Source organism: Mycobacterium sp., from assembly GCF_044342925.1.
Taxonomy (GTDB): Bacteria; Actinomycetota; Actinomycetes; order Mycobacteriales; family Mycobacteriaceae; genus Mycobacterium.
The window spans coordinates 31,998-52,996 of the sequence record NZ_JBIIOV010000002.1 but is presented as its reverse complement, the minus strand read 5'-3'; the positions used below and the strand labels follow the sequence as shown (position 1 = coordinate 52,996).

Here is a 20,999-nt window from a genome sequence, read left to right as displayed (position 1 = left end):
CCGGGTCGGCTTCGGCGGTCACCGAACGGTCAGCAGTCACCCGGGGCGCGCACTCGACAGCAGTCGTAGCGTGGAGGGCGTGACTTCTGCCCCCACCGAAGATTCCTCCCTGCCGACCACTCTGGGCGCCCTGCGCGCCTCCGGGTACCGGGAGCGCAGCGTCAAGCAGGAGATCAGGGAAAACCTCTTGACCGCGCTGGCTGGCGGTGACGACGTCTGGCCGGGCATCTTCGGGTTCGAAGACACCGTGCTGCCCCAATTGGAGCGGGCGCTGATCGCCGGACACGATTTCGTGTTGCTCGGCGAACGCGGCCAGGGCAAGACCCGGCTGCTGCGCTCGCTGGCCAGCCTGCTCGACGAGTGGACCCCGGTGATCGCCGGCTCCGAGCTGGGGGAGCATCCGTACTCGCCGATCACCCCGGAGTCGATTCGCCGGGCCGCCGAACTCGGCGACGATCTGCCGGTCGCCTGGCGGCACCGCAGCGAGCGCTACACCGAGAAGCTGGCCACCCCTGACACCAGCGTGGCCGACCTGGTGGGCGACATCGACCCGATCAAGGTGGCCGAGGGCCGGACCCTGGGCGATCCGGAGACCATTGCCTACGGGCTGATCCCGCGGGCGCACCGCGGCATCGTCGCGGTCAACGAACTGCCCGACCTGGCCGAACGGATCCAGGTGTCCATGCTCAATGTCATGGAGGAGCGGGATATCCAGGTCCGTGGGTACACCCTGCGGCTGCCGCTGGACGTGCTCGTGGTGGCCAGCGCCAACCCGGAGGACTACACCAACCGCGGCCGGATCATCACCCCGCTTAAGGACCGTTTCGGCGCGGAGATCCGCACCCACTACCCGCGCGAACTGGATGCCGAGGTGGGCGTCATCGAGCAGGAAGCGCACCTCACCGCCGAGGTGCCCACGTACCTGCTGCAGGTCATCGCCCGGTTCACCCGGCTGCTGCGGGAATCGCAGTCGGTCGACCAGCGGTCCGGGGTGTCGGCGCGGTTCGCCATCGCGGCGGCCGAGACGGTGGCCGCCTCCGCCCGGCACCGAGGCGCGATCCTTGGAGAGGACGAACCGGTGGCCCGGATGGTCGACCTCGCCACCGTGATCGACGTGCTGCGCGGCAAGCTGGAGTTCGAGTCCGGCGAGGAGGGTCGCGAACTGGCGGTGCTGGAGCACCTGCTGCGCCGCGCCACCGCCGACACCGCGCAGAAGGCGCTCGGCGGCGTCGACGTCGGCCCGCTGGTCAAGGCGGTGGAGGACTCCGAGGTGACCACCGGCCAGCAGATCTCGGCCAAGAACGTGCTCGCGGCACTGCCGAATCTGCCGGTCATCGAGAAGATCGCCGAACGGCTGGGGGCCAAGAGCGAGGGCCAGCGCGCCGCCGCGCTGGAGTTGGCGCTGGAGGCGCTGTATCTGGCTAAGAAGATCGACAAGAACACCGACGACGGCGAAACGGTCTATGGCTAGTCGGCACTCCCACGACCGCCGCTACTCGGCCTACACCGGCGGCCCGGACCCGCTGGCGCCACCGGTGGATCTGCGCGAGGCACTCGAACAGATCGGTCAGGACGTCATGGAGGGCGCCTCGCCGCGCCGCGCGCTGCAGGAGCTGCTGCGTCGCGGTAACAAGAACCTCAAGGGCGCTGATCGGCTGGCCGCCGAGGTGAACCGGCGGCGCCGGGAGTTATTGCAGCGCAACAATCTTGACGGGACGCTTCAGGAAATCAAGAAGCTGCTCGACGAGGCGGTGCTCGCCGAGCGCAAGGAATTGGCCCGCGCGCTCGATGACGACGCACGATTCGCCGAGATGCAGATCGAGTCATTGTCGCCGTCGCCGGCCAAGGCGGTTCAGGAGCTCTCCGAGTACCCGTGGCGCAGCCCCGAGGCCCGGCAGCGCTACGAGCAGATCAAGGACCTGATGGGCCGAGAGATGCTCGATCAGCGGTTCGCCGGGATGAAGCAGGCGCTGGAGAACGCCACCGACTCCGACCGCCAAGCGGTCAACGAGATGCTCAACGATCTCAACGAACTGCTCGACAAACACGGCCGCGGCGAGGACACGCCCGAGGACTTCCAGGACTTCATGGCCAAGCATGGCCAGTACTTCCCGGAGAATCCGCGCAATGTCGAGGAGCTGCTGGACTCGCTGGCCCAGCGCGCCGCGGCCGCCCAGCGGTTCCGCAACAGCCTCACCGCTGAGCAGCGCGCCGAGCTCGATGCCTTGGCGCAGCAGGCTTTCGGCTCGCCGCAGCTGATGCAGGCGTTGAGCCAGCTGGACTCCCACCTGCGTGCGGCCCGGCCGGGGGAGGACTGGGACGGTTCCGCAGAGTTCTCCGGCGACAACCCGCTGGGCATGGGGCAGGGCGCGCAGGCGATGGCCGACATCGCCGAACTGGAGCAGCTCGCCGAACAGCTGTCACAGAGCTATCCCGGCGCCGCCATGGCCGACGTCGACCTGGATGCGCTGGCCCGCCAGCTGGGCGATCAGGCTGCCGTCGACGCGCGCACACTGGCCGAATTGGAGCGGGCCCTGATGAATCAGGGTTTCCTGGATCGCGGGTCGGACGGCAAGTGGCGGCTGTCGCCGAAGGCCATGCGTCAGCTCGGGCGTGCGGCGCTTCGCGATGTGGCACAACAGCTTTCGGGTCGTCACGGTGAACGGGAGACCCGCCGGGCCGGTGCCGCCGGCGAGCTGACCGGTGCGACCCGGGCGTGGGAATTCGGGGATACCGAGCCGTGGAACGTCACCCGTACCGTCACCAACGCGGTATTGCGCCGCGCGGGTGCGGCCGGCGGGCAGGAGCGCAGCGACCCGGGGATCAGGACCGTCGACGCGCCCCTGCGGATCGCCGTCGACGATGTCGAGGTCTCCGAGACCGAGACCCGCACCCAGGCGGTGGTCGCCCTGCTGGTGGACACCTCGTTCTCGATGGTGATGGAGAACCGGTGGCTGCCGATGAAGCGGACGGCTCTGGCGCTCAACCATCTGGTGAGCACGCGGTTCCGGTCGGATGCATTGCAGATCATCGCTTTCGGGCGGCACGCCCGCACCGTCACCGCCGCTGAGCTCACCGGGCTGGAAGGCGTCTACGAGCAGGGCACCAACCTGCACCATGCGCTGGCGTTGGCGGGGCGGCACCTGCGCCGCCACCCGAGCGCCCAGCCGGTCGTGCTGGTCGTCACCGACGGGGAGCCCACCGCGCACCTGGAGTCCTTCGAAGGGCGGCGCTCGCCGACAGTCTTCTTCGACTACCCCCCGCACCCTCGGACCATCGCCTACACGGTCCGTGGTTTCGACGAGGTCGCCCGACTGGGGGCGCAGATCACCATTTTCCGACTCGGAGACGACCCGGGGCTGGCTCGCTTCATCGACCAGATGGCCCGTCGGGTGGAGGGCCGGGTGGTGGTTCCCGATCTGGACGGGCTGGGGGCGGCCGTCGTCGGTGATTACCTGAGATCACGACGCCGCCGGCGCTGAGCGCCACGTCGCCGGTTCGTCCCGGCGGTTCTGCGGCCCCACCGCGGTAGGCGTGAACAGCGCGAATGCGCCGATTCATTGCTCAGTGGCCGTTACCGCCCTGTTATCTCGTGGTCACCCTACGGAACCGGTTCGGACCGAGTTTGCTGGCGGCTAATGGCGGGTCCGGGCGGAAGCTCCGTTCGCCCTGAGAGAACTGAACACCTTGGCAAACATTTACCGGCGCTTGGAAAACTGAGAGCAAGGTTAAAATTTGCCTTGTCTGCGCTGATGACGGCCAGCAAACTTCGCTGAGTCTGAAAAAAGGCCCGTTCACCGGGTGATGTACCCACGGCCTCTGAACTGGACGGGCGTCGACGCGGGTCGATCGATTTGCCCGATGGCAAACCTCGCCGTAGTATGTGACCGGCCATCTACGATGGAGCTCAGCAAAGCATTGAGCCCGCCGGTGCGGCGGGCCGAACGAAGGAAACAGGGATCCATGGCGACTCTTTCCAAGCCCCTCATTTCTGCAGCAGCGCTGGCGGGAGCCGCTGCGGTAGCAGTCGCCACCCCGGCGATCATGCCGTCGGTCGGTGCGCCCACCCCGACCGCTCTGTCGCGGGCCGCGGTCGAACTGACCACGCTCTCCGACGTGCTGAGCATCCCGCCGGTGGTGTGGACCGACGTTCTGTTCGGCAACCAGACCTGGGGCGGCACGCTGAGCTCCGAAACCTTCGGGCCGGCCTGGGCTCAGCCCGCCGACCAGTTCGGTCAGTCCGCCTACGTGAACCCCTGGGCCGCCTACTGCGACGGGCGCTGCGACCAGTCGGGTATCTCCGGCGTGAGCTATATGTTCTTAGACGCCCTGGTCAACGGCAACGGCAACGGCTACGCCGACTACGACAACTGGCCGATCGGCTTCGTCAACTACTTCGCCGAGCCCAACGGCTACTTCCGGATCGGTAGCGGCGGCGGCAGCTCGCCGAGCTACCAGTACGAGAGTCTGGGCTACAGCGCCGCGGCCTGGTACGTGCTGCAGGGAACGCTCGGCCAGGCGGTTCCGGAACTGACCGTTCCGATCGCCGCCCTGTTCTGGGGTCCCAACAACGTGACCGTCGGCTACAACCTGGCGCTGACCATCGCGGCGGCGGTGGCACAGCTGGTGCCAGTCGTCGGGCCCGTCACGGGCAACACCATCCTGGCCTACCTCGGTGACCTGTTGATCGATCCCACCGACCCCGACTTGGGCTACTACCAGTACGGTCTGTCCGGCGCGCTGAACTACTGGATCGACATCGCCACCGGTGCGGTGCCGTTCCCGACCGCGGCCGTGGCGGCCCCGCCCGCTGCTGCGGTGGCCGCGCCCGTCGAGGTCGTGAGCGCAGCTGCACCGGCTGTCGAGACCGGTACCGATGTCGCCGCGACCCCGGTGAAGCCGGACACCACCGCGATCGTCGTCTCCACCCCGGCGGTGGAGGCTCCGGTGGAGGCCCCGGCCGCTGATAACACGGCGGACGCACCGGAGGCTCCGGTGGAGACCCCGGCTGCTGAGGTTGTCGACTCCACCCCGGTCGACTCCACCCCGGTTGCCGACGTGACGGCTGACCTTCCGGAGGCTCCCGAGAGCAGCCCGGTTGTCGAGGTCACGCCGGATGCTCCGGAGAGCACCCCGGCCGCCGATGCTGAGCCCGTCGAGGACCCGGACGTCAAGGACCTGCCTGCCGCTGACGAGGCTGACAGCGCTCCCGCGGGCTCGTCGGCCGGTGCCGGTGACGAGCAGCCGTCCAAGGCCGACAACTCCGCTTCCGCCGCCTCGGACGCTTCCGACGCCGGTGCCGCGTCTGACGCCGGTGCCGCCAAGTCGGATTCGGCCGGCGGCGACGCGGGCGACAGCGCCGAGTAGTCAGCTGCACAACACATCGGCCCCCTCCAGCAGGAGGGGGCCGATGTGTCTTTTACGCAAAAACTAGGTGGCGCGGGCGCGGCGTTTGCGGCGCTTGATACCGACGTCGCCCCACAGTGAGAAACCCTTGATGGTCACCTTGGGCGCACCAGGTGTGCCGCTGCCGTCGACATCATGGTCGAAACCGCCCATCACTCCGTAGCCTTTGATGTCGACATTGACCTCGGGCGGCAGCAGGATGGTTTGCCCGCCGAAGATCGAATAGGCGTGGATCTCCACGTTCGGCGCGGTGAAGTCGGCGTAGCGCAAGTCCACCACGCCGCCGCCGAAGAGCGTGAACGTCGTCATCCGGCCCGGTACGTTCCAGCGCCCGCGCCGCTCGAATCCGCTGAGGATGGCCAGCAGCATGGTCGACGGGGCGGGTCGGCTCTTGCGGCGGCGGTACTCCAACGCCTCGGGCAGGTCGTAGGTGATCCGCTCCAGCTGCGCATACGACGTGGCGGCATAGGTCCGGGACAGCCGGGCCTCGTACTGCTCCAACGTGAGTCGCCCGTTCGCCGCGGCCTCGGACAGCAGCTGGGCCACCTGAATGCGGTCGTCGGCGGACGCCTGTGTCGACGTTCTCGACGGCATCGACGATTCCCGGGGAGAAAGGTTGCCGCTCATGTCCCTTCGAGCGTACGACCCGTCATCGCCAGGGCAAAAGGCCGTTCATCAGTTCGTGACCGGCCACTGTGGCTGCCGTTTCTCCAGGAACGCCAGCATGCCTTCGCGGGCCTCCGCGGAGACGAACAATCGCGCCGACTCCTCGGCCAGCCGTTCGGCATCGCGGTCGAATCCCGCCAGTACCCCGGCGGTGGTCAGCGCCTTGGACGCCGCCAGCCCCTGCGGTGAGCCCTTGGCCAGCTCAGCCGTCATCGCCTTGACGGCGAAGCCGACATCGCCGGCGGTGGTGGTGACCAGTCCGATCTCAACGGCCCGGCGGGCATTGAACGTCTCGCCGGTGAGGTAGTAGCGAGCAGCGGCCCGCGGCTTGAGTTTCGGCAGCAGCGTCAGCGAGATGATGGCCGGCGCCACCCCGATCCGCGCTTCGGTGAGTGCGAACGTGCATCGCGGCCCGGCGATCACGATGTCGCAGGCGCCGACGAGTCCCATACCGCCGGCCCGCACATGGCCGTCGACGGCGGCGATCACCGGCCTCGGGCATTCCACGATCGACCGCAACAGGCCGGCCAGTTCGTGGGCCCGGCCGGCGGCGGCCTCCTGCGGGTCGCCGCCGGTGGCTTCCGAGAGGTCCGCACCCGCGCAGAACGTGTTGCCGGTATGGCCCAGCACCACGGCCCGCACCGCCGGGTCGTTCGCGGCCCGATCCAGCCCGTCGCGCAGCTGACGCACCAGTGTCGACGAGAGCGCGTTGCGGTTGCGCGGAGAGTCCAGGGTGAGCCGGGCGACGCTGCCGTCGACGGCGTACTGAACGACAGTGTCGGACATCAGTATGACCGCGGCAGGCCGAGGGAGGTCTGGGCGATGAAATTCAGCACCATCTCCCGACTCACCGGAGCGATCCGCGACAGCCGCGATCCGACCAGCATCGCCGCCACCCCGTACTCCTGGGACAAGCCGTTGCCGCCCATTGACTGCACCGCCTGGTCCACGGCTTTGGTAGAGGCCTCACCGGCGGCGTACTTGGCCATATTGGCCGCCTCCGCGGCGCCCATGTCGTCGCCGGCGTCGTAGAGAATGGCCGCCTTCTGCATCATCAGCCTGGCCAGTTCCAGCTCAATGTGGTTCTGGGCCAACGGATGTGCGATGCCCTGGTGCGCCCCGATCGGAGTCTTCCACACCTGCCGGGTCTTGACGTAGTCGCAGGCCTTGTCCAGGGCCAGCCGGCCCATCCCGACCGCGCTGGCCGCGCCCATGATGCGCTCGGGGTTCAGCCCGGCGAACAGCTGCGCGATCGCGGCGTCCTGCGCGCCCACCAGCGCGTCGGCAGGCAGTCGCACCTCGTCGATGAACACCTGGAACTGGCTTTCCGGCATGGTCAGTTCCATCGGGATCTTGGTGAAGCTCAGCCCGGGTGCGTCGGTCGGAACCACGAACAGCGCCGGACGCAGATTGCCGGTTTTGGCGTCCTCGGTGCGGCTCACCACGAGAACGGATTGGGCCTGATCCAGTCCGGAGATCCACACCTTCTGACCGGACAGGATCCAGTCGCTGCCGTCGCGCCGGGCGGTGGTGGTGATGCGGTGCGAGTTCGATCCGGCGTCGGGTTCGGTGATGGCGAAGGCCATGGTGATCGACCCGTCGGCGATCCCGGGCACCCAACGCTTCTTTTGCTCATCGGTGCCGAACTTGGCGATGACGGTGCCGTTGATGGCGGGGGAGACCACCATCATCAGCAGCGGGCAGCCGCCGGCGGAGAGTTCCTCCATCACCAGCGCCAGCTCGTACATGCCGGCGCCACCGCCGCCGTACTCCTCGGGCAGGTTCACCCCGATAAAGCCGAGTTCGCCTGCCTCCTTCCACAATTCCTCGGTATGCCCGCCGGCGCGGGCCTTGCCGAGGTAGTAGTCCGGGCCGTAGTTGGAGGCCAATGCGGCGACGGACTTGCGCAGCGCCTGCCGCTCGGGGCTCTCGATGAAGTCGGTGCTCATTGCTGTTCTCCCTCGTGGTTTTCCGGACTGTCGACGCGCGCCAGCACAGCGCCCACCTCGACCTGCTGGCCGACGGCGACGTCGAGTTGGACGAGCACACCGTCAGCCGGCGCGGTGATGGTGTGCTCCATTTTCATCGCTTCCAACCACACCAGCGGTTGGCCGGCACTGACCGTGTCACCCAGGGCGGCACCCAGGCGGATCACCGATCCCGGCATCGGCGCTAGCAGCGACCCCTTCTCCAGCGCCGAACCCGCCTCGGGGAAACGGGGCACCCGGGTGAAGGCCACCGATCCCAGCGGGGAGTCGACCCAGACCTCTCCAGCCGCCTGGTCGCCGTAGCGGGACACCACGAACTCGGTGCCCACCCCGCCGTCGCGCAGAACCACCCTATCCATTGTGGCGCAGTCTAATTCGACGCCCGGGTCGTCCGGTAGGTGCAGGCCGCTGCGGGTGGACCGGTATTCGACGCGGTGCTCCGATCCCGCCGCGTCCCGGAAGGTCTTGTGCTGGTTGCCCGACACCACGTTGCGCCAACCGGAGGGCACCGCGGCCAGCACCGGCGCGCCGGCCCGGTTGGCGGCGGCGTCGGCCAGGGCGGCGGCGATGGCCGACAGCCGCACCGCGCGGTCGCCGGCCAGTGGCGCGGCGAGGGTTTCCAGGCCGTGGCTGTCGAAGAATCCGGTGTCGGTGGCGCCGGCGAGGAACGCCGGGTGGCGCAGCACGTTGACCAGAAGGTCCCGGTTGGTGCGCAACCCGTGCAAGCGGGTGCGGGCCAACGCCTCGGCGAGTACCTGCGTGGCGCGGGCACGGGTCGGTGCGCGAGCGATCACCTTGGCCAGCATGGGGTCGTAGTAGATCGACACCACCGAGCCGTCCTCGATGCCGGAGTCCAGCCGGATACCGGTGGTGGGCAGCGGCCCGAACCGGCTCGCCGTACCCGGTACACCGAAGTGATGGACCCGGCCGGCTTGCGGCTGCCAGGACCGGGCGGGATCTTCGGCGTAGAGCCGGGCTTCGATGGAATGCCCCGTCGCACCGGGCGGTTCGCCTGGCAGCCGGTCCCCGTCGGCGATGCTGAGCTGAAGCTCCACCAAGTCCAGACCGGTGGTCAGTTCGGTCACCGGGTGTTCCACCTGGAGGCGGGTGTTCATCTCCAGGAAGAAGAACTCACCGGCATCGTCGGCCAGGAACTCCACCGTCCCCGCCCCGGTGTAGCCGATGGCTGAGGTCGCCAGCCGGGCCGCGTCGAACAACCGCTCCCGCATCCCGGGGACGCGCTCGACCAGCGGCGACGGCGCCTCCTCGATGATCTTCTGGTGACGGCGCTGGATCGAGCACTCCCGCTCGCCGACCGCCCAGACCGTTCCGTGCGCGTCGGCCATCACCTGCACCTCGACGTGGTGGCCGCTGGGCAGGTACCGCTCGCAGAACACGGCGGAATCGCCGAAGGCCGACTGTGCCTCCCGGCGGGCGGCCTGCACCTGCGTGTGCAGGTCGTCGAGTTCATCGACCACCCGCATGCCCCGGCCGCCGCCGCCGGCGGAGGCCTTCACCAGCACCGGAAGCTGTTCGGGGCGCACCGCGTCGGGGTCCAGTTCGTCGAGCACCGGGACGCCGGCCGCCGCCATCATCTTCTTGGCTTCGATCTTGGAGCCCATCGCGGTCACCGCCGCCGCCGGCGGGCCGATCCACGTCAGCCCGGCGTCGGTGACGGCCATCGCGAAAGACGCGTTCTCCGAGAGGAATCCATAGCCCGGGTGGACGGCGTCGGCGCCGGCGGCGCGGGCGGCGTCCAGCAGGGCGTCGATGTCGAGGTAGCTGTTGATGCACACCCGGGCGTCGGCCTCGGCGACATGCGGTGCGCCCGCGTCGTGTTCGGTGTACACGGCGACGGTGCCGATGCCCAAACGGCGGCAGGTGGCGAACACCCGGCGGGCGATCTCCCCGCGGTTGGCTACCAGAACTCGATCAATCATGGGTCATCACATCCGGAAGACGCCGAACTTCGACGTCCCCTCAATCGGGCCATTGGAGATGGCGGACAGGCACATTCCCAGCACGGTGCGGGTGTCGCGGGGATCGATGACTCCGTCGTCGTAGAGGCGGCCGGACAGGAACATCGGCAGTGACTCGGCCTCGATCTGCGCCTCGACGGCCGCGCGCAGGGCGGCGTCGGCCGCCTCGTCGACGATCTGCCCGCGGGCCGCCGCAGCGCCCCGGTTGACGATCGAGAGCACCCCGGCCAATTGCGCCCCGCCCATCACGGCGGATTTGGCGCTGGGCCAGGCGAACAGGAACCGCGGGTCGTAGGCGCGCCCGCACATGCCGTAATGGCCGGCGCCGTACGATGCGCCGATCAGCAGCGAGATGTGCGGGACGGCGGAATTGGACACGGCGTTGATCATCATCGAGCCGTGCTTGATCATCCCGCCTTCCTCATAGGCCTTACCCACCATGTAGCCGGTGGTGTTGTGCAGGAACAGCAACGGCGTATTGGACTGGTTGGCGAGCTGAATGAACTGGGTGGCCTTCTGGGACTCCTCGCTGAACAGCACCCCGCGTGCGTTGGCCAGGATCCCCACCGGGTAGCCGAAGACGCTGGCCCACCCGGTGACCAGCGAGGCGCCGTAAAGCGGCTTGAACTCGTCGAAGTCCGAGCCGTCGACGAATCGGGCGATGACCCCCCGCGGATCGAACGGGATACGCAGATCCGCCGGGACGATGCCGAGCAACTCGTCGGGGTGTGCGAGTGGTTCGGTGAACGGCCTTGGCGCTGGGCCCTTCTTGACCCAGTTAAGCCGGGCGACGATGCGCCGGCCGATGCGCAGCGCGTCGAGTTCGTCGGCGGCGAAGTAGTCGGCCAACCCCGAGATTCGGGCGTGCATCTCCGCCCCGCCCAGCGACTCGTCGTCAGACTCCTCACCGGTGGCCATCTTCACCAGCGGCGGTCCGGCCAGGAACACCTTGGAGCGTTCCTTGATCATCACCACGTAGTCGGACATGCCCGGAACGTAGGCACCACCCGCGGTGGAGTTGCCGAAAACCAAAGCGATGGTGGGGATCCCGGCTGCCGACAGCTGAGTCAGGTCGCGGAACATCCGCCCGCCGGGGATGAAGATCTCCTTCTGGGTGGGCAGATCCGCGCCGCCGGACTCCACCAGGGAGATCAGCGGCAGCCGGTTCTCCATCGCAATCTGGTTGGCCCGCAACACCTTCTTCAGCGTCCACGGATTCGAGGTGCCGCCTTTGACGGTCGGGTCGTGGGCGACCAGCATGCACTCGGTGCCTTCGACCACCCCGATGCCGATCACCAGGCTGGCGCCCACCTGGAACTCGGTGCCGTAGGCCGCCAGCGGGCACAACTCCAGGAAGGGGGAGTCGGGATCCACCAGCAGCTCGATCCGCTCGCGGGCGGTGAGCTTGCCGCGGGCGTGGTGGCGCTCGACGTATTTCGCGCCGCCGCCGCCGAGCGCCTTGGCAAGTTCGACGTCGAGTTCGGCGAGCTTGGCCGACATCGCGGCGGCGGCATCGGCGTAGGACGGTGCTGAGGTGTCGACAACGCTACGCACAGTCGTCATTTCCGATCCGCTCCGCTTCTCGTCGAGGCCGTCACGCCTGATACCCGAGTGTCTTGGCAGCCAGGCTGGTCATGATCTCCGTGGTGCCGCCACCGATACCGAGAATCCGCATGTCGCGGTACTGCCGCTCGATCTCGGACTCCGCCATGTAGCCCATCCCGCCGAAGAGCTGCACCGCCTGGTTGGCCACCCATTCACCGGCCTCGACCGCGGTGTTCTTGGCGAAACACACCGGGGCGATCAGATTCTCATCGGCGATCAGATTCTCATCGCCCGCCAATTGCCGCTCGACGACGTGGCGGGAGTACACCCGCGCCACGTCGATCCGCCGGGCCATCTCAGCGAGGGTGTTCTGCACACTCTGGCGGGCGATCAGCGGCTTGCCAAACGTCTCCCGGTCGCGGCACCACTGCGCGGTGATGTCCAGGCAGCGTTGCGCGCTGGCATAGGCCTGCACTGCCAACCCGATCCGTTCGGAGACGAACGCCTGCGCGATCTGCAGGAAACCGGTGTTCTCGGCGCCCACCAGGTTCTCCGCCGGCACCCGCGCGTCGGTGAAGGACAGCTCGGCGGTGTCGGAGGAGCGCCAGCCCATCTTGGCCAGTTTGCGGCTGACCTCGAAGCCGGGTGTGCCCTTCTCGACCACCAGCAGCGAGATGCCCGCCGCGCCCGGTCCTCCGGTGCGCACGGCGGCCACCACGTAGTCGCCGCGCACGGCCGAGGTGATGTAGGTCTTGGCGCCGTTGACCACGTAGTGATCGCCGTCCCGGACGGCGGTGGTGCGCAAATGCCCGACGTCCGAGCCGCCGCCGGGTTCGGTGATGGCCAGCGACCCGATGAGTTCGCCACGCAGCGTGGGTCTTACGAAGGTGTCGATCAGCCGTTGGTCGCCCGAGGCGATCATGTGCGGCACCGCGATACCGACGGTGAACAGCGACGCGAACACCCCGCCGGGCACCCCGGCCTCATGGAGTTCCTCGCAGACGATGGCGGTGTCGGCGGCGTCGCCGCCGTCGCCGCCGACCTCTTCGGGGAACCCGACGCCGAGCAGACCCGCCTCGGCGGTGCGTCGGCTCAGCTCCCGCGGCAGTTCACCGGCCTGTTCCCACTCGTCGACGTGCGGGAGGATCTGCCGCTCGGCGAAGGTGCGCACACTCTTGCGGAGCTGCTCGCGTTCCGGTGTGGTCCAGATGCTCATCTATCGGCGCTCCTCGAGGAGGTCCAGCGGAATGTCCACGTGCCGGCTGCGCAGCCACTCGCCGAGGCCCTTGGCCTGCGGATCGAACCGCGCCTGGTAGGCGACGCCCTTGCCCAGGATGCCGTCGATCACGAAGTTGACCGCCCGGATGCTCGGCAGCAGATGCCGGGTGACCGGCAGTTCGCCCGCTTCGGGCAGCAGTGCGCGGAGCAGGTCCACGGTCAGGGTGTTGGCCAGCCAGCCGTACTGCGCATCGGTGCGCACCCAGACGCCGATGTTGGCGGCGCCGCCCTTGTCGCCGCTGCGGGCACCGACGATGGTGCCCAGAGCAACGCGCCGGGTGGGGCCGGGTGGTGGCGGCGCGGGCGCCGGGACCTCATCCACCGCGGCCAGTTCCAGCGTCTCGGCGGCCGGCGGGATGGGGACGACGGTGCCGTCCTGCCAGACGGCCACGTGTTCCACCTGCTCGGCCGGCACGTAGCCCGGCGTGAACAGTCCGTAGACCGCGCCGTCCGCCGGAGGTGCGGTGGTGTGGAAGCCCGGGTAGCTGGCTAGCGCCAATTCCACTGCGGCAGAGGAGAATCGGCGACCCGCCTTCTCCGAACTCGGGTCGCGGACGGTGCAGGTCAGCAGCGCGCTCGCGGTCTGCTCGGTGTCGGCGTCCGGCTGATCGGTGCGGGCCAGCGTCCACTGCACCTCGGCCGGGGGGTCGGTCAGGGCCGCGTCGAGTTGCCGCCGCACCAGTGCGGCCTTGGCGTCGATGTCGAGTCCGGTGAGCACGAACGTCGCCGCGTTGCGGTACCCGCCGATGCTGTTCAGCGAGACCTTCAACGTCGGTGGTGGCGGCTCACCGCGCACGCCGGCGATGCGAACCCGGTCGGGGCCGTCGTCGCTGAGTTCGATGCTGTCGAACCGGGCCGTCGCGTCCGGGTTGGCGTAGCGGGGACCGGTGATCTCGTAGAGCAGCTGCGCGGTGACGGTGCCCACGCTGACCTGCCCGCCGGTGCCCGGATGTTTGGTGATCACCGAGGAGCCGTCGGCGTACATCTCAGCCAGCGGGAAGCCGGCGTAGTTCAGATCGGGAATCTCGGTGAAGAAGGCGTAGTTGCCGCCGGTGGCCTGTGTGCCGCATTCGATGACGTGCCCGGCGATCACCGCCCCGGCGATCCGGTCGTAGTCGTGGCGCGCCCAGCCGAAGTGGGCGGCAGCCGGGCCGACCACCACCGAAGCGTCGGTGACCCGGCCGGTGACGACGATGTCAGCGCCTGAGTTCAGACACTCGACGATGCCCCAGGCGCCCAGGTAGGCATTGGCGGTCAGGACGCCCGGGAAGCCCAGTTCGTCGGCTCGCGGCAGCAGATCATCGCCCTCTACATGTGCCACCGTGACGGCGACGCCGAGCTTGTCGGCCAGCGCCCGGACCGCGGTGGCCAGGCCGGCGGGGTTGAGGCCGCCGGCGTTGGTGACGATGCGCACACCGCGTTCGGCAGCCAGGCCCAGGCATTCCTCCAACTGGGTCAGGAAGGTCCTGGCGTAGCCCCGCTCGGGGTACTTCATCCGATCGCGGCCCAGGATCAGCATTGTCAGTTCGGCGAGATAGTCGCCGGTCAGGTAGTCCAGCTCGCCGCCGGTGAGCATCTCCCGCATCGCCGACACCCGGTCGCCGTAGAAGCCTGAGCAGTTGCCTATCCGCACGGGTCCGGGGGCAGCTGTCATTGATGCGTTCTCCCTCGGCGCGTCGGGCAGACCGACAACCGGCCAACCAACCGGTAGGTTATCCGCTGCGGCGGGGCCGGTGTCAACGGTTGCCCGCTTTGGCGAAGCCGCACATGGCGGCTATCCTTTGAGGCTGGCCGCGCCGGATGTCTGCGTGGCAGCACTCACGAGGAGACCTTTCGTCATGGCTGTGCCCAAGCGCCGGATGTCGCGTTCGAACACCCGTAGTCGGCGTTCGCAGTGGAAGGCGACCGAGCCCGGCCTCGTCACCGTGTCCGTCAGCGGCCGTCAGCACAAGGTGCCGCGTCGCCTGCTCAAGGCCGCCCGGCTCGGTCTGATCGACCTCGACAAGCGCTGACGTCGCCATCGCCGGGCGCGAACGCCGCGCTGGCACCGGCGCGTCTCTCAGCCGAATCTAAGTCGATTGGTTGAGACTAGGCCCCGTGCGAATTCTTGTGGTCGATGACGACCGAGCGGTGCGGGAGTCCCTACGCCGGTCGCTGTCCTTCAATGGGTATACCGTCGACCTGGCCGAGGACGGTGTCGAGGCGCTGGAGGCGATCACCAACGAGCGGCCCGACGCGGTCATCCTGGACGTGATGATGCCGCGGCTGGACGGCCTGGAAGTGTGCCGCCAGTTGCGCAGCACCGGTGATGACCTTCCCATCCTGGTCCTGACCGCCCGCGATTCGGTTTCCGAGCGGGTTGCCGGTCTGGATGCCGGCGCCGACGATTACCTGCCCAAGCCGTTCGCCCTCGAGGAACTGCTGGCCCGGCTGCGCGCGCTGCTGCGCCGCACCGGTCCGGACGAGTCGGCCGAGAGCGCGGTGATGACGTTCGCCGACCTCACGCTGGACCCGGCGACCCGTGAGGTGCACCGCGGCAAGCGGGGGATCAGCCTTACCCGCACCGAGTTCGCGCTACTGGAAATGCTCATCGCCAACCCGCGCCGGGTTCTGACCCGCAGCCGGATACTGGAGGAGGTGTGGGGGTTTGACTTCCCCACCTCGGGTAACGCGCTGGAGGTGTACATCGGCTATCTCCGGCGTAAGACTGAGGCCGAAGGAGAACCGCGACTGATCCACACCGTTCGGGGTGTGGGTTACGTCCTGCGTGAGACTCCTCCCTAAATGTTTGGACCCTAAAATGTTTGGACCCTAAATGGTTGGACATTGATGCTGGGATTGAAGCCGCGCACCCAGGCCATCGGTGTGCCGGCGAAAGCCACCACATCGTTGTCACTGCGCTGGCGGGTGATGCTGCTGGCCATGTCGATGGTGGCGATGGTGGTGGTGTTGATGGCCGTCGCCGTCTACGCCGTGGTGTCCGCCGCGCTCTATGCCGATATCGACAACCAACTGCAGAGCCGCGCCCAACTGCTGATCGCCAGCGGGTCGCTGGCCGCCGACCCCGCCAAGGCCATCGAGGGCACCGCCTATTCCGACGTCAACGCCATGCTGGTCAATCCCGGCCGCTCCATCTACACCGCCAATCAGCAAGGGCAGACGCTGCCGGTCGGTCAGCCGGAGAAGGCCGTCATCCGCGGTGAATTGTTCATGTCCCGCCGCACCGTCGGAGACCAGCGAGTGCTGGCCGTGCACCTGCCCAACGGCAGTTCGCTGCTGATATCCAAGAGCCTGCAGCCCACCAATACGGTGATGACCAAGCTCAAATGGGTGCTGCTGGCTGTCGGCGGCGTCGGCGTCGCGATCGCGGCGGTGGCCGGCGGCATGGTGGCCAGGACCGGTCTGCGACCGGTGGGTCAGCTCACCGAAGCCGCCGAGCGGGTGGCCCGGACCGACGACCTGCGGCCCATCCCGGTTTTCGGCAGCGACGAACTGGGCCGCCTGACCGAAGCCTTCAACGCGATGTTGCGCGCGCTGGCTGAATCGCGGGAACGTCAGGCCCGCCTGGTCGCCGACGCCGGCCACGAACTGAAGACGCCGTTGACGTCATTGCGGACCAACGTCGAGCTACTGATGGCCTCCAGCGCGCCCGGAGCGCCACCGATCCCGGAGAGCGAACTGGCCGAACTGCGTTCCGACGTCATCGGCCAGATCGAGGAATTGTCCACCCTGGTCGGAGATCTTGTGGATCTCACCCGGGAGGACAACGCCCATGCCGCGGTGCTTGAGGTCGTCGAGATGACCGATGTGATCGACCGCAGTCTTGAGCGGGTTCGACGCCGCCGCAACGACATTGCTTTCGATGTCGATGTCGTCGGCTGGCAGATTCACGGTGACGCGGCGGGTCTGTCGCGAGCGGTGCTGAACCTGCTCGACAACGCCGCGAAGTGGAGTCCGCCAGGCGGGACCGTGGATGTGCGACTACGAAGGGTCGATGCGGCACAGGCCGAGTTGATCGTCTCCGACCAGGGCCCCGGCATCGCGCCTGACGAAAGGCATCTGGTGTTCGAGCGGTTCTACCGGTCCACCTCGGCGCGGGCGATGCCCGGTTCCGGCCTCGGACTGGCGATCGTGAAACAGATCGTCGTCCGGCATGGCGGAGCGATCCGCATCGGGGAGACGAGCCCGGGAAGCGAACCGCCGGGCACGACGTTCTACGTACTGCTGCCTGGAACTCCAACAGCAAGCGGCCTGTCCCGGCCGTCTGCCCACAGCGAAATCGCGGCAGTAAAAGGCGAAGTCGTCGTTAACGAGAGGAACGCAACAGTGCTGCCGAGTGTCATCTCAGTCGATTCTCAGTAGTACCCGGCAGGCTGGTACCACCAGCGACGCGAGTTCGCGTCGCCAACGAGAAAGAGCAAAACAGCGACAATGACAGACGACCAGCGGTACCTGCCCCCGCAGTCCGGCCAGAACGCGCCGAATCACCAAGCGGCGCCTGGCTACAACCAGGGCGGCTACCAGCAGCAGTACGACTGGCGGTACTCGAACCCCCAACACCCCTACGACCCCTACCGCGCTGCGCGCGCCGGGAACACCTCGGTGCTGCCGCCGGTCCCGGAGGAACCGCGCCGGAAGCGTTCTCGCTCAATCGCTTTGGGTGCCGGTGCACTCGCCATCGCTGCGGTGTCGGCGGGTGTCGGCGGAGCGGTGGCCACGCTGGCGCACCCCGACGCCCGCTCCACCTCAACCGTGACCACAGCCGCCGCGGCCCCTGGCTCGCGAACGGTCCCGACCGCCAACGTTCCTGTCGGCTCGGTCGAGCAGGTGGCCGCCAAGGTAGTGCCCAGCGTGGTCAAGCTCGAGACAAAGATGGGCCGTGCTTCCGAAGAGGGCTCGGGCATCATCCTGTCCGCCGACGGTTTGATTCTCACCAACAACCATGTCGTGTCGGCGGTCCAGGGCCTGCCTGCCGGGCCCAAGGCTCCGAGTGCTCCCAAGCCCCCAGGCCTGCCGGCGCCCGACCCGGCCAAACCCGGCGACCCGCCGGTCAAACCCGCCCCCGGCGGCCCGCTCACCACGGTGACCTTCGCCGACGGCCGTACCGCTTCGTTCACCGTCGTCGGCACCGATCCGGCCAGTGACATCGCCGTCGTTCGTGCCGAGGGAGTATCCGGCCTGACCCCCATCACGCTCGGCTCGTCGGCCAGTCTGCGGGTCGGCCAGGACGTGGTGGCAATCGGTTCGCCGCTGGGACTGGAGGGCACCGTCACGACCGGAATCGTCAGCGCGCTGAACCGTCCGGTGTCTGCCGGTGGCGACGCGAGCAATCAGAACACCGTGCTTGACGCCATTCAGACCGACGCCGCGATCAACCCGGGCAACTCCGGCGGCGCGCTGGTGAATATGGCGGGTGAGCTGGTGGGGGTGAACTCGGCGATCGCCACCCTCGGTGGGGATTCGCCGGAGTCCCAGAGCGGCTCGATCGGACTCGGTTTCGCCATCCCGGTGGATCAGGCCAAGCGGATCGCCGACGAATTGATCAGCACCGGAACCGCCTCGCACGCGTCGCTCGGCGTGCAGGTCAGCAATGACGTCGCCACCCACGGCGCCAAGATCGTCGAGGTAGTTAAAGGCGGCGCGGCTGCGAATGCCGGCCTGCCCAGCGGTGTGGTGGTCACCAAAGTCGACGACCGGGTGATCGGCAGCGCCAATGCGCTGGTCGCGGCGGTCCGTTCGCGGGCGCCGGGGGAGAAGCTGTCGCTGACCTACCTGGACCCCGCCGGCAACCCCCAGACCGTCGAGGTGACTCTCGGCAAGGCCGACGAGTGATCCGTGTCGTGACCGACAGTCCGGCCACGATCGACGAGTCCGCCCGGTCGGCACGGCCTGGATATACGGTGACACCCATGGAGCAGCCGGCTGGACGGGCTTTGGTGGTAGTGGTCGACGATCGTCAGGCCCGGGGCGTCGCTGACGACCACAGCGGTGCACTGGTGACCGAACTGCTCTACGAGGCCGGATTCGTCGTCGACGGGGTCGTCGTGGTCGCCGCCGACGAGGTGGAGATCCGCAACGCCCTCAACACCGCCGTGATCGGCGGGGTCGACCTGGTGGTTTCGGTGGGCGGCACCGGCGTGACGCCGCGCGACGTGACCCCGGAGGCCACCCGCGCCCTGCTGGATCGCGAGGTGCTGGGCATCGCCGAGGCGCTTCGGTCGTCCGGGCTGGCGGCCGGCAGCACCGATGCGGGGCTCTCCCGCGGCCTGGCGGGAGTCTCGGGCAGCACGCTGGTGGTCAATCTGGCGGGTTCCCGGGCAGCCGTCCGAGACGGGATGGCCACGCTGTGCCCGATGGCCGCGCAGGTCATCTCCGAGCTGTCGAGCCTGGAGCTGTAACCTGCTGGTTAACGCCCGGTGAATAGCACTGGTGCGGCTCGTGACATGCACAAACGCGAGAGCTGTGACGTTCGTCACGCAGCGGGAGGTGCCGATGGATTCTGAACGGCCGGACAGGGCCGCAGTTAATGCGATCTTCGGCACGGAGCTGCCTCAGGAGTCCTCCGACGAACGGGAGACCGCCGGGGCGGCCGAAGCCTCGGAGCGTGACCGCTGGCTGCGGGAAAACGTTCCCCCACACCACATTTGATCGTCGCGCGCAATCGCCGGTCCGCCCGCGCCCGGGCTTCGGCGGGGTACGGCATCGCCGTTCGGCAAATTGTCCGACTTTTCGTCTAGCTGCCAGGTGGGCCTCAGCAAAAGGTCGGATAAGCCTGAGAATTGGCACGAATACGCCGTTCGCGTTGCTCAGAGCGTTGCCGTACCGATATCTTCCTCCTGACAGAAATGCCGATCGTCGCGATCCAATGGGGGATGCGGCGCTACCGCCGGTGAGCAACTCACCGCCGAACAAGCTTAGGGAGACCATGAAGGGTATCGGTCGTGTTCTGGTGGCGCTGTCCGCCGCGGTTGCGGCGACGCTCGCCGTTCCGGGCACCGCTCAGGCGGGGATGGACAACCAAATGAGTCTGGTCGACGGCGGCGGCCGCACCATGACCGTCCAGCAGTGGGACACCTTCCTGGACGGGGTCTACCCCCTGGACCGCAACCGGCTGACCCGCGAGTGGTTCCACTCCGGCAAGGCCAAGTACAACGTCGCCGGCCCCGAGGCCGACAAGTTCGAGGGCACCCTGGAGCTGGGCTATCAGGTCGGCTTCCCGTGGTCGCTGGGTGTGGGCATCAACTTCAGCTACACCACCCCCAACATCCTGCTCGACGACGTCAGCATCTCCCCGCTGGGCTTCGACCCGCTGGCCTCGGTCATCACCCCGAACCTGTTCCCGGGTGCCTCGATCAGCTCGGACCTGGGCAACGGCCCGGGCATCCAGGAGGTCGCCACCTTCTCGGTCGACGTCGCAGGTCCGGAGGGCTCGGTGGCCGTGGCCAACGCCCACGGCACCGTCACCGGCGCGGCCGGCGGCGTGCTGCTGCGCCCGTTCGCCCGGCTGATCTCCCAGACCGGCGACAGCGTCACCACCTACGGCGAACCCTGGAACATGAACTGAGCAACAGCCAACGCGATAGTGCCCCGGACCAGTGGTCCGGGGCATTATTCGTTTCGGTCGGATCCCATCCGGTGCGCCCTTCGGCGCCGCAGAACATGAAAATGCCCCCGGCGGGGTCGCCGGGGGCATTTCCAGGATGAGCCGCTACTTGCGCGGCCGCACGTTGACTTCGTCGGACTCGGCGACGGGCCGCCGGCCGCCGGCCAGCGAGTCGCGGATCTCGGTGAGCAACCGGGTCTGCGCGTCCTCGGCCGACTCGGGGGTGTCGGCCTTCTTGCGGAACTTGTTGTAGGGCAAAACGATAAGGAAGTAGATCGCCGCGGCGACGATCACGAAGTTGATGAACGCCGATAAAACGACATTCAGGTCGATGACCTGCCCGCCGCCGATGTTGATCTTCAGGAGGCCGACGTTGGACTCCTTGCCGGCGCCGATCCGGCCAAGCAGCGGCTCGATGACACTCTCGGTGAACTTCGTCACCAGGCCGGTGAACGCCGCACCGATGGCGACCGCGACTGCCAGATCGATGATGTTCCCCCGCAGGAGGAACTCTTTGAAACCTTTTACCACGCT

18 protein-coding genes are annotated in these 20,999 nt (G+C 68.1%); 10 read left to right on the top strand and 8 right to left on the bottom strand.

The window, feature by feature from the left end; genetic code table 11:
* Positions 1 to 79 precede the first annotated feature (79 nt).
* The 3 genes from ADBZ6I_RS00765 (at position 80) to ADBZ6I_RS00755 (ending at position 5,367) form a co-directional block, all read left to right on the top strand.
* Positions 80 to 1,471 carry a sigma 54-interacting transcriptional regulator gene (locus ADBZ6I_RS00765; protein WP_526379864.1) on the top strand — a complete coding sequence of 464 codons (1,392 nt, stop codon included), beginning with the start codon at positions 80 to 82 and terminating at the stop codon, positions 1,469 to 1,471.
* Positions 1,464 to 3,482 carry a VWA domain-containing protein gene (locus ADBZ6I_RS00760; RefSeq protein WP_526379862.1) on the top strand — a complete coding sequence of 673 codons (2,019 nt, stop codon included), beginning with the start codon at positions 1,464 to 1,466 and terminating at the stop codon, positions 3,480 to 3,482. Before ADBZ6I_RS00765 ends, ADBZ6I_RS00760 begins: the two co-directional genes overlap by 8 nt.
* 481 nt (positions 3,483 to 3,963) lie before the next feature.
* Entirely contained in the window at positions 3,964 to 5,367 is a 1,404-nt protein-coding gene (locus ADBZ6I_RS00755; protein ID WP_526379860.1) for a hypothetical protein, read from the top strand.
* A 63-nt stretch (positions 5,368 to 5,430) separates the two neighbouring features.
* Here ADBZ6I_RS00755 and ADBZ6I_RS00750 read toward each other — a convergent pair whose 3' ends face one another.
* From ADBZ6I_RS00750 to ADBZ6I_RS00720, 7 genes are read right to left on the bottom strand one after another with little or no spacing between them, the layout of a single operon-like run.
* Positions 5,431 to 6,033, bottom strand: a complete 603-nt coding sequence (locus ADBZ6I_RS00750; RefSeq protein ID WP_526379858.1) for a DUF1707 domain-containing protein — start codon at positions 6,031 to 6,033, stop codon at positions 5,431 to 5,433.
* Between the two features lie 48 nt (positions 6,034 to 6,081).
* A complete protein-coding gene (locus ADBZ6I_RS00745) occupies positions 6,082 to 6,858 on the bottom strand; it encodes an enoyl-CoA hydratase family protein (RefSeq protein ID WP_526379856.1) in 777 nt (258 codons plus the stop codon).
* The gene (locus tag ADBZ6I_RS00740; RefSeq protein ID WP_526379854.1) at positions 6,858 to 8,021 is read right to left on the bottom strand and encodes an acyl-CoA dehydrogenase family protein; all 1,164 of its coding nucleotides are present in this window, start codon (positions 8,019 to 8,021) and stop codon (positions 6,858 to 6,860) included. Before ADBZ6I_RS00740 ends, ADBZ6I_RS00745 begins: the two co-directional genes overlap by 1 nt.
* A complete protein-coding gene (locus tag ADBZ6I_RS00735; protein WP_526379852.1) occupies positions 8,018 to 10,000 on the bottom strand; it encodes an acetyl/propionyl/methylcrotonyl-CoA carboxylase subunit alpha in 1,983 nt (660 codons plus the stop codon). Before ADBZ6I_RS00735 ends, ADBZ6I_RS00740 begins: the two co-directional genes overlap by 4 nt.
* Before the next feature lie 6 nt (positions 10,001 to 10,006).
* The gene (locus tag ADBZ6I_RS00730) at positions 10,007 to 11,602 is read right to left on the bottom strand and encodes an acyl-CoA carboxylase subunit beta (RefSeq protein WP_526379850.1); all 1,596 of its coding nucleotides are present in this window, start codon (positions 11,600 to 11,602) and stop codon (positions 10,007 to 10,009) included.
* Positions 11,603 to 11,633: 31 nt separating this feature from the next.
* Positions 11,634 to 12,800 (bottom strand): acyl-CoA dehydrogenase family protein, encoded by a 1,167-nt coding sequence (locus ADBZ6I_RS00725; RefSeq protein WP_526379848.1) that lies wholly within the window; start codon positions 12,798 to 12,800, stop codon positions 11,634 to 11,636.
* Entirely contained in the window at positions 12,801 to 14,495 is a 1,695-nt protein-coding gene (locus ADBZ6I_RS00720) for an acyclic terpene utilization AtuA family protein (protein ID WP_526379889.1), read from the bottom strand.
* Positions 14,496 to 14,700: 205 nt separating this feature from the next.
* On the opposite strand from ADBZ6I_RS00720, the gene rpmF reads away from it, so the two are divergent.
* From rpmF to mspA, 7 genes are all read left to right on the top strand, one after another.
* Positions 14,701 to 14,874 (top strand): 50S ribosomal protein L32, encoded by a 174-nt coding sequence (rpmF, locus tag ADBZ6I_RS00715; protein WP_313676300.1) that lies wholly within the window; start codon positions 14,701 to 14,703, stop codon positions 14,872 to 14,874.
* Positions 14,875 to 14,959: 85 nt separating this feature from the next.
* Positions 14,960 to 15,646 (top strand): response regulator transcription factor, encoded by a 687-nt coding sequence (locus tag ADBZ6I_RS00710; protein ID WP_526379845.1) that lies wholly within the window; start codon positions 14,960 to 14,962, stop codon positions 15,644 to 15,646.
* A 45-nt stretch (positions 15,647 to 15,691) separates the two neighbouring features.
* Entirely contained in the window at positions 15,692 to 17,224 is a 1,533-nt protein-coding gene (locus ADBZ6I_RS00705) for a HAMP domain-containing sensor histidine kinase (protein ID WP_526379843.1), read from the top strand.
* Positions 17,225 to 17,293: 69 nt separating this feature from the next.
* Positions 17,294 to 18,694 carry a S1C family serine protease gene (locus ADBZ6I_RS00700; RefSeq protein WP_526379841.1) on the top strand — a complete coding sequence of 467 codons (1,401 nt, stop codon included), beginning with the start codon at positions 17,294 to 17,296 and terminating at the stop codon, positions 18,692 to 18,694.
* Between the two features lie 77 nt (positions 18,695 to 18,771).
* Positions 18,772 to 19,260, top strand: a complete 489-nt coding sequence (locus tag ADBZ6I_RS00695) for a MogA/MoaB family molybdenum cofactor biosynthesis protein (protein WP_526379839.1) — start codon at positions 18,772 to 18,774, stop codon at positions 19,258 to 19,260.
* A 64-nt stretch (positions 19,261 to 19,324) separates the two neighbouring features.
* The gene (locus tag ADBZ6I_RS00690) at positions 19,325 to 19,510 is read left to right on the top strand and encodes a hypothetical protein (RefSeq protein WP_526379837.1); all 186 of its coding nucleotides are present in this window, start codon (positions 19,325 to 19,327) and stop codon (positions 19,508 to 19,510) included.
* A 277-nt stretch (positions 19,511 to 19,787) separates the two neighbouring features.
* Positions 19,788 to 20,426: a porin MspA gene (gene mspA, locus ADBZ6I_RS00685; RefSeq protein ID WP_526379835.1), complete on the top strand. Its 639-nt coding sequence runs from the start codon at positions 19,788 to 19,790 to the stop codon at positions 20,424 to 20,426.
* A gap of 144 nt (positions 20,427 to 20,570) precedes the next feature.
* Here the strand turns inward: mspA and mscL are convergent, their stop codons facing one another.
* Positions 20,571 to 20,996 (bottom strand): large-conductance mechanosensitive channel protein MscL, encoded by a 426-nt coding sequence (gene mscL, locus ADBZ6I_RS00680; RefSeq protein WP_526379833.1) that lies wholly within the window; start codon positions 20,994 to 20,996, stop codon positions 20,571 to 20,573.
* Positions 20,997 to 20,999: the final 3 nt, after the last annotated feature.

Bases quoted from the DNA above. Each gene is read 5' to 3' on its own strand.
- ADBZ6I_RS00760 (WP_526379862.1), top strand. From the start codon at position 1,464: ATGGCTAGTCGGCACTCCCACGACCGCCGCTACTCGGCCTACACCGGC.
- ADBZ6I_RS00745 (WP_526379856.1), bottom strand. From the start codon at position 6,858: ATGTCCGACACTGTCGTTCAGTACGCCGTCGACGGCAGCGTCGCCCGG.
- rpmF (WP_313676300.1), top strand. From the start codon at position 14,701: ATGGCTGTGCCCAAGCGCCGGATGTCGCGTTCGAACACCCGTAGTCGG.
- ADBZ6I_RS00740 (WP_526379854.1), bottom strand. From the start codon at position 8,021: ATGAGCACCGACTTCATCGAGAGCCCCGAGCGGCAGGCGCTGCGCAAG.
- ADBZ6I_RS00730 (WP_526379850.1), bottom strand. From the start codon at position 11,602: ATGACGACTGTGCGTAGCGTTGTCGACACCTCAGCACCGTCCTACGCC.
- ADBZ6I_RS00755 (WP_526379860.1), top strand. From the start codon at position 3,964: ATGGCGACTCTTTCCAAGCCCCTCATTTCTGCAGCAGCGCTGGCGGGA.
- ADBZ6I_RS00705 (WP_526379843.1), top strand. From the start codon at position 15,692: ATGCTGGGATTGAAGCCGCGCACCCAGGCCATCGGTGTGCCGGCGAAA.
- ADBZ6I_RS00695 (WP_526379839.1), top strand. From the start codon at position 18,772: ATGGAGCAGCCGGCTGGACGGGCTTTGGTGGTAGTGGTCGACGATCGT.
- ADBZ6I_RS00735 (WP_526379852.1), bottom strand. From the start codon at position 10,000: ATGATTGATCGAGTTCTGGTAGCCAACCGCGGGGAGATCGCCCGCCGG.
- ADBZ6I_RS00700 (WP_526379841.1), top strand. From the start codon at position 17,294: ATGACAGACGACCAGCGGTACCTGCCCCCGCAGTCCGGCCAGAACGCG.
- ADBZ6I_RS00725 (WP_526379848.1), bottom strand. From the start codon at position 12,800: ATGAGCATCTGGACCACACCGGAACGCGAGCAGCTCCGCAAGAGTGTG.
- mspA (WP_526379835.1), top strand. From the start codon at position 19,788: ATGAAGGGTATCGGTCGTGTTCTGGTGGCGCTGTCCGCCGCGGTTGCG.
- ADBZ6I_RS00750 (WP_526379858.1), bottom strand. From the start codon at position 6,033: ATGAGCGGCAACCTTTCTCCCCGGGAATCGTCGATGCCGTCGAGAACG.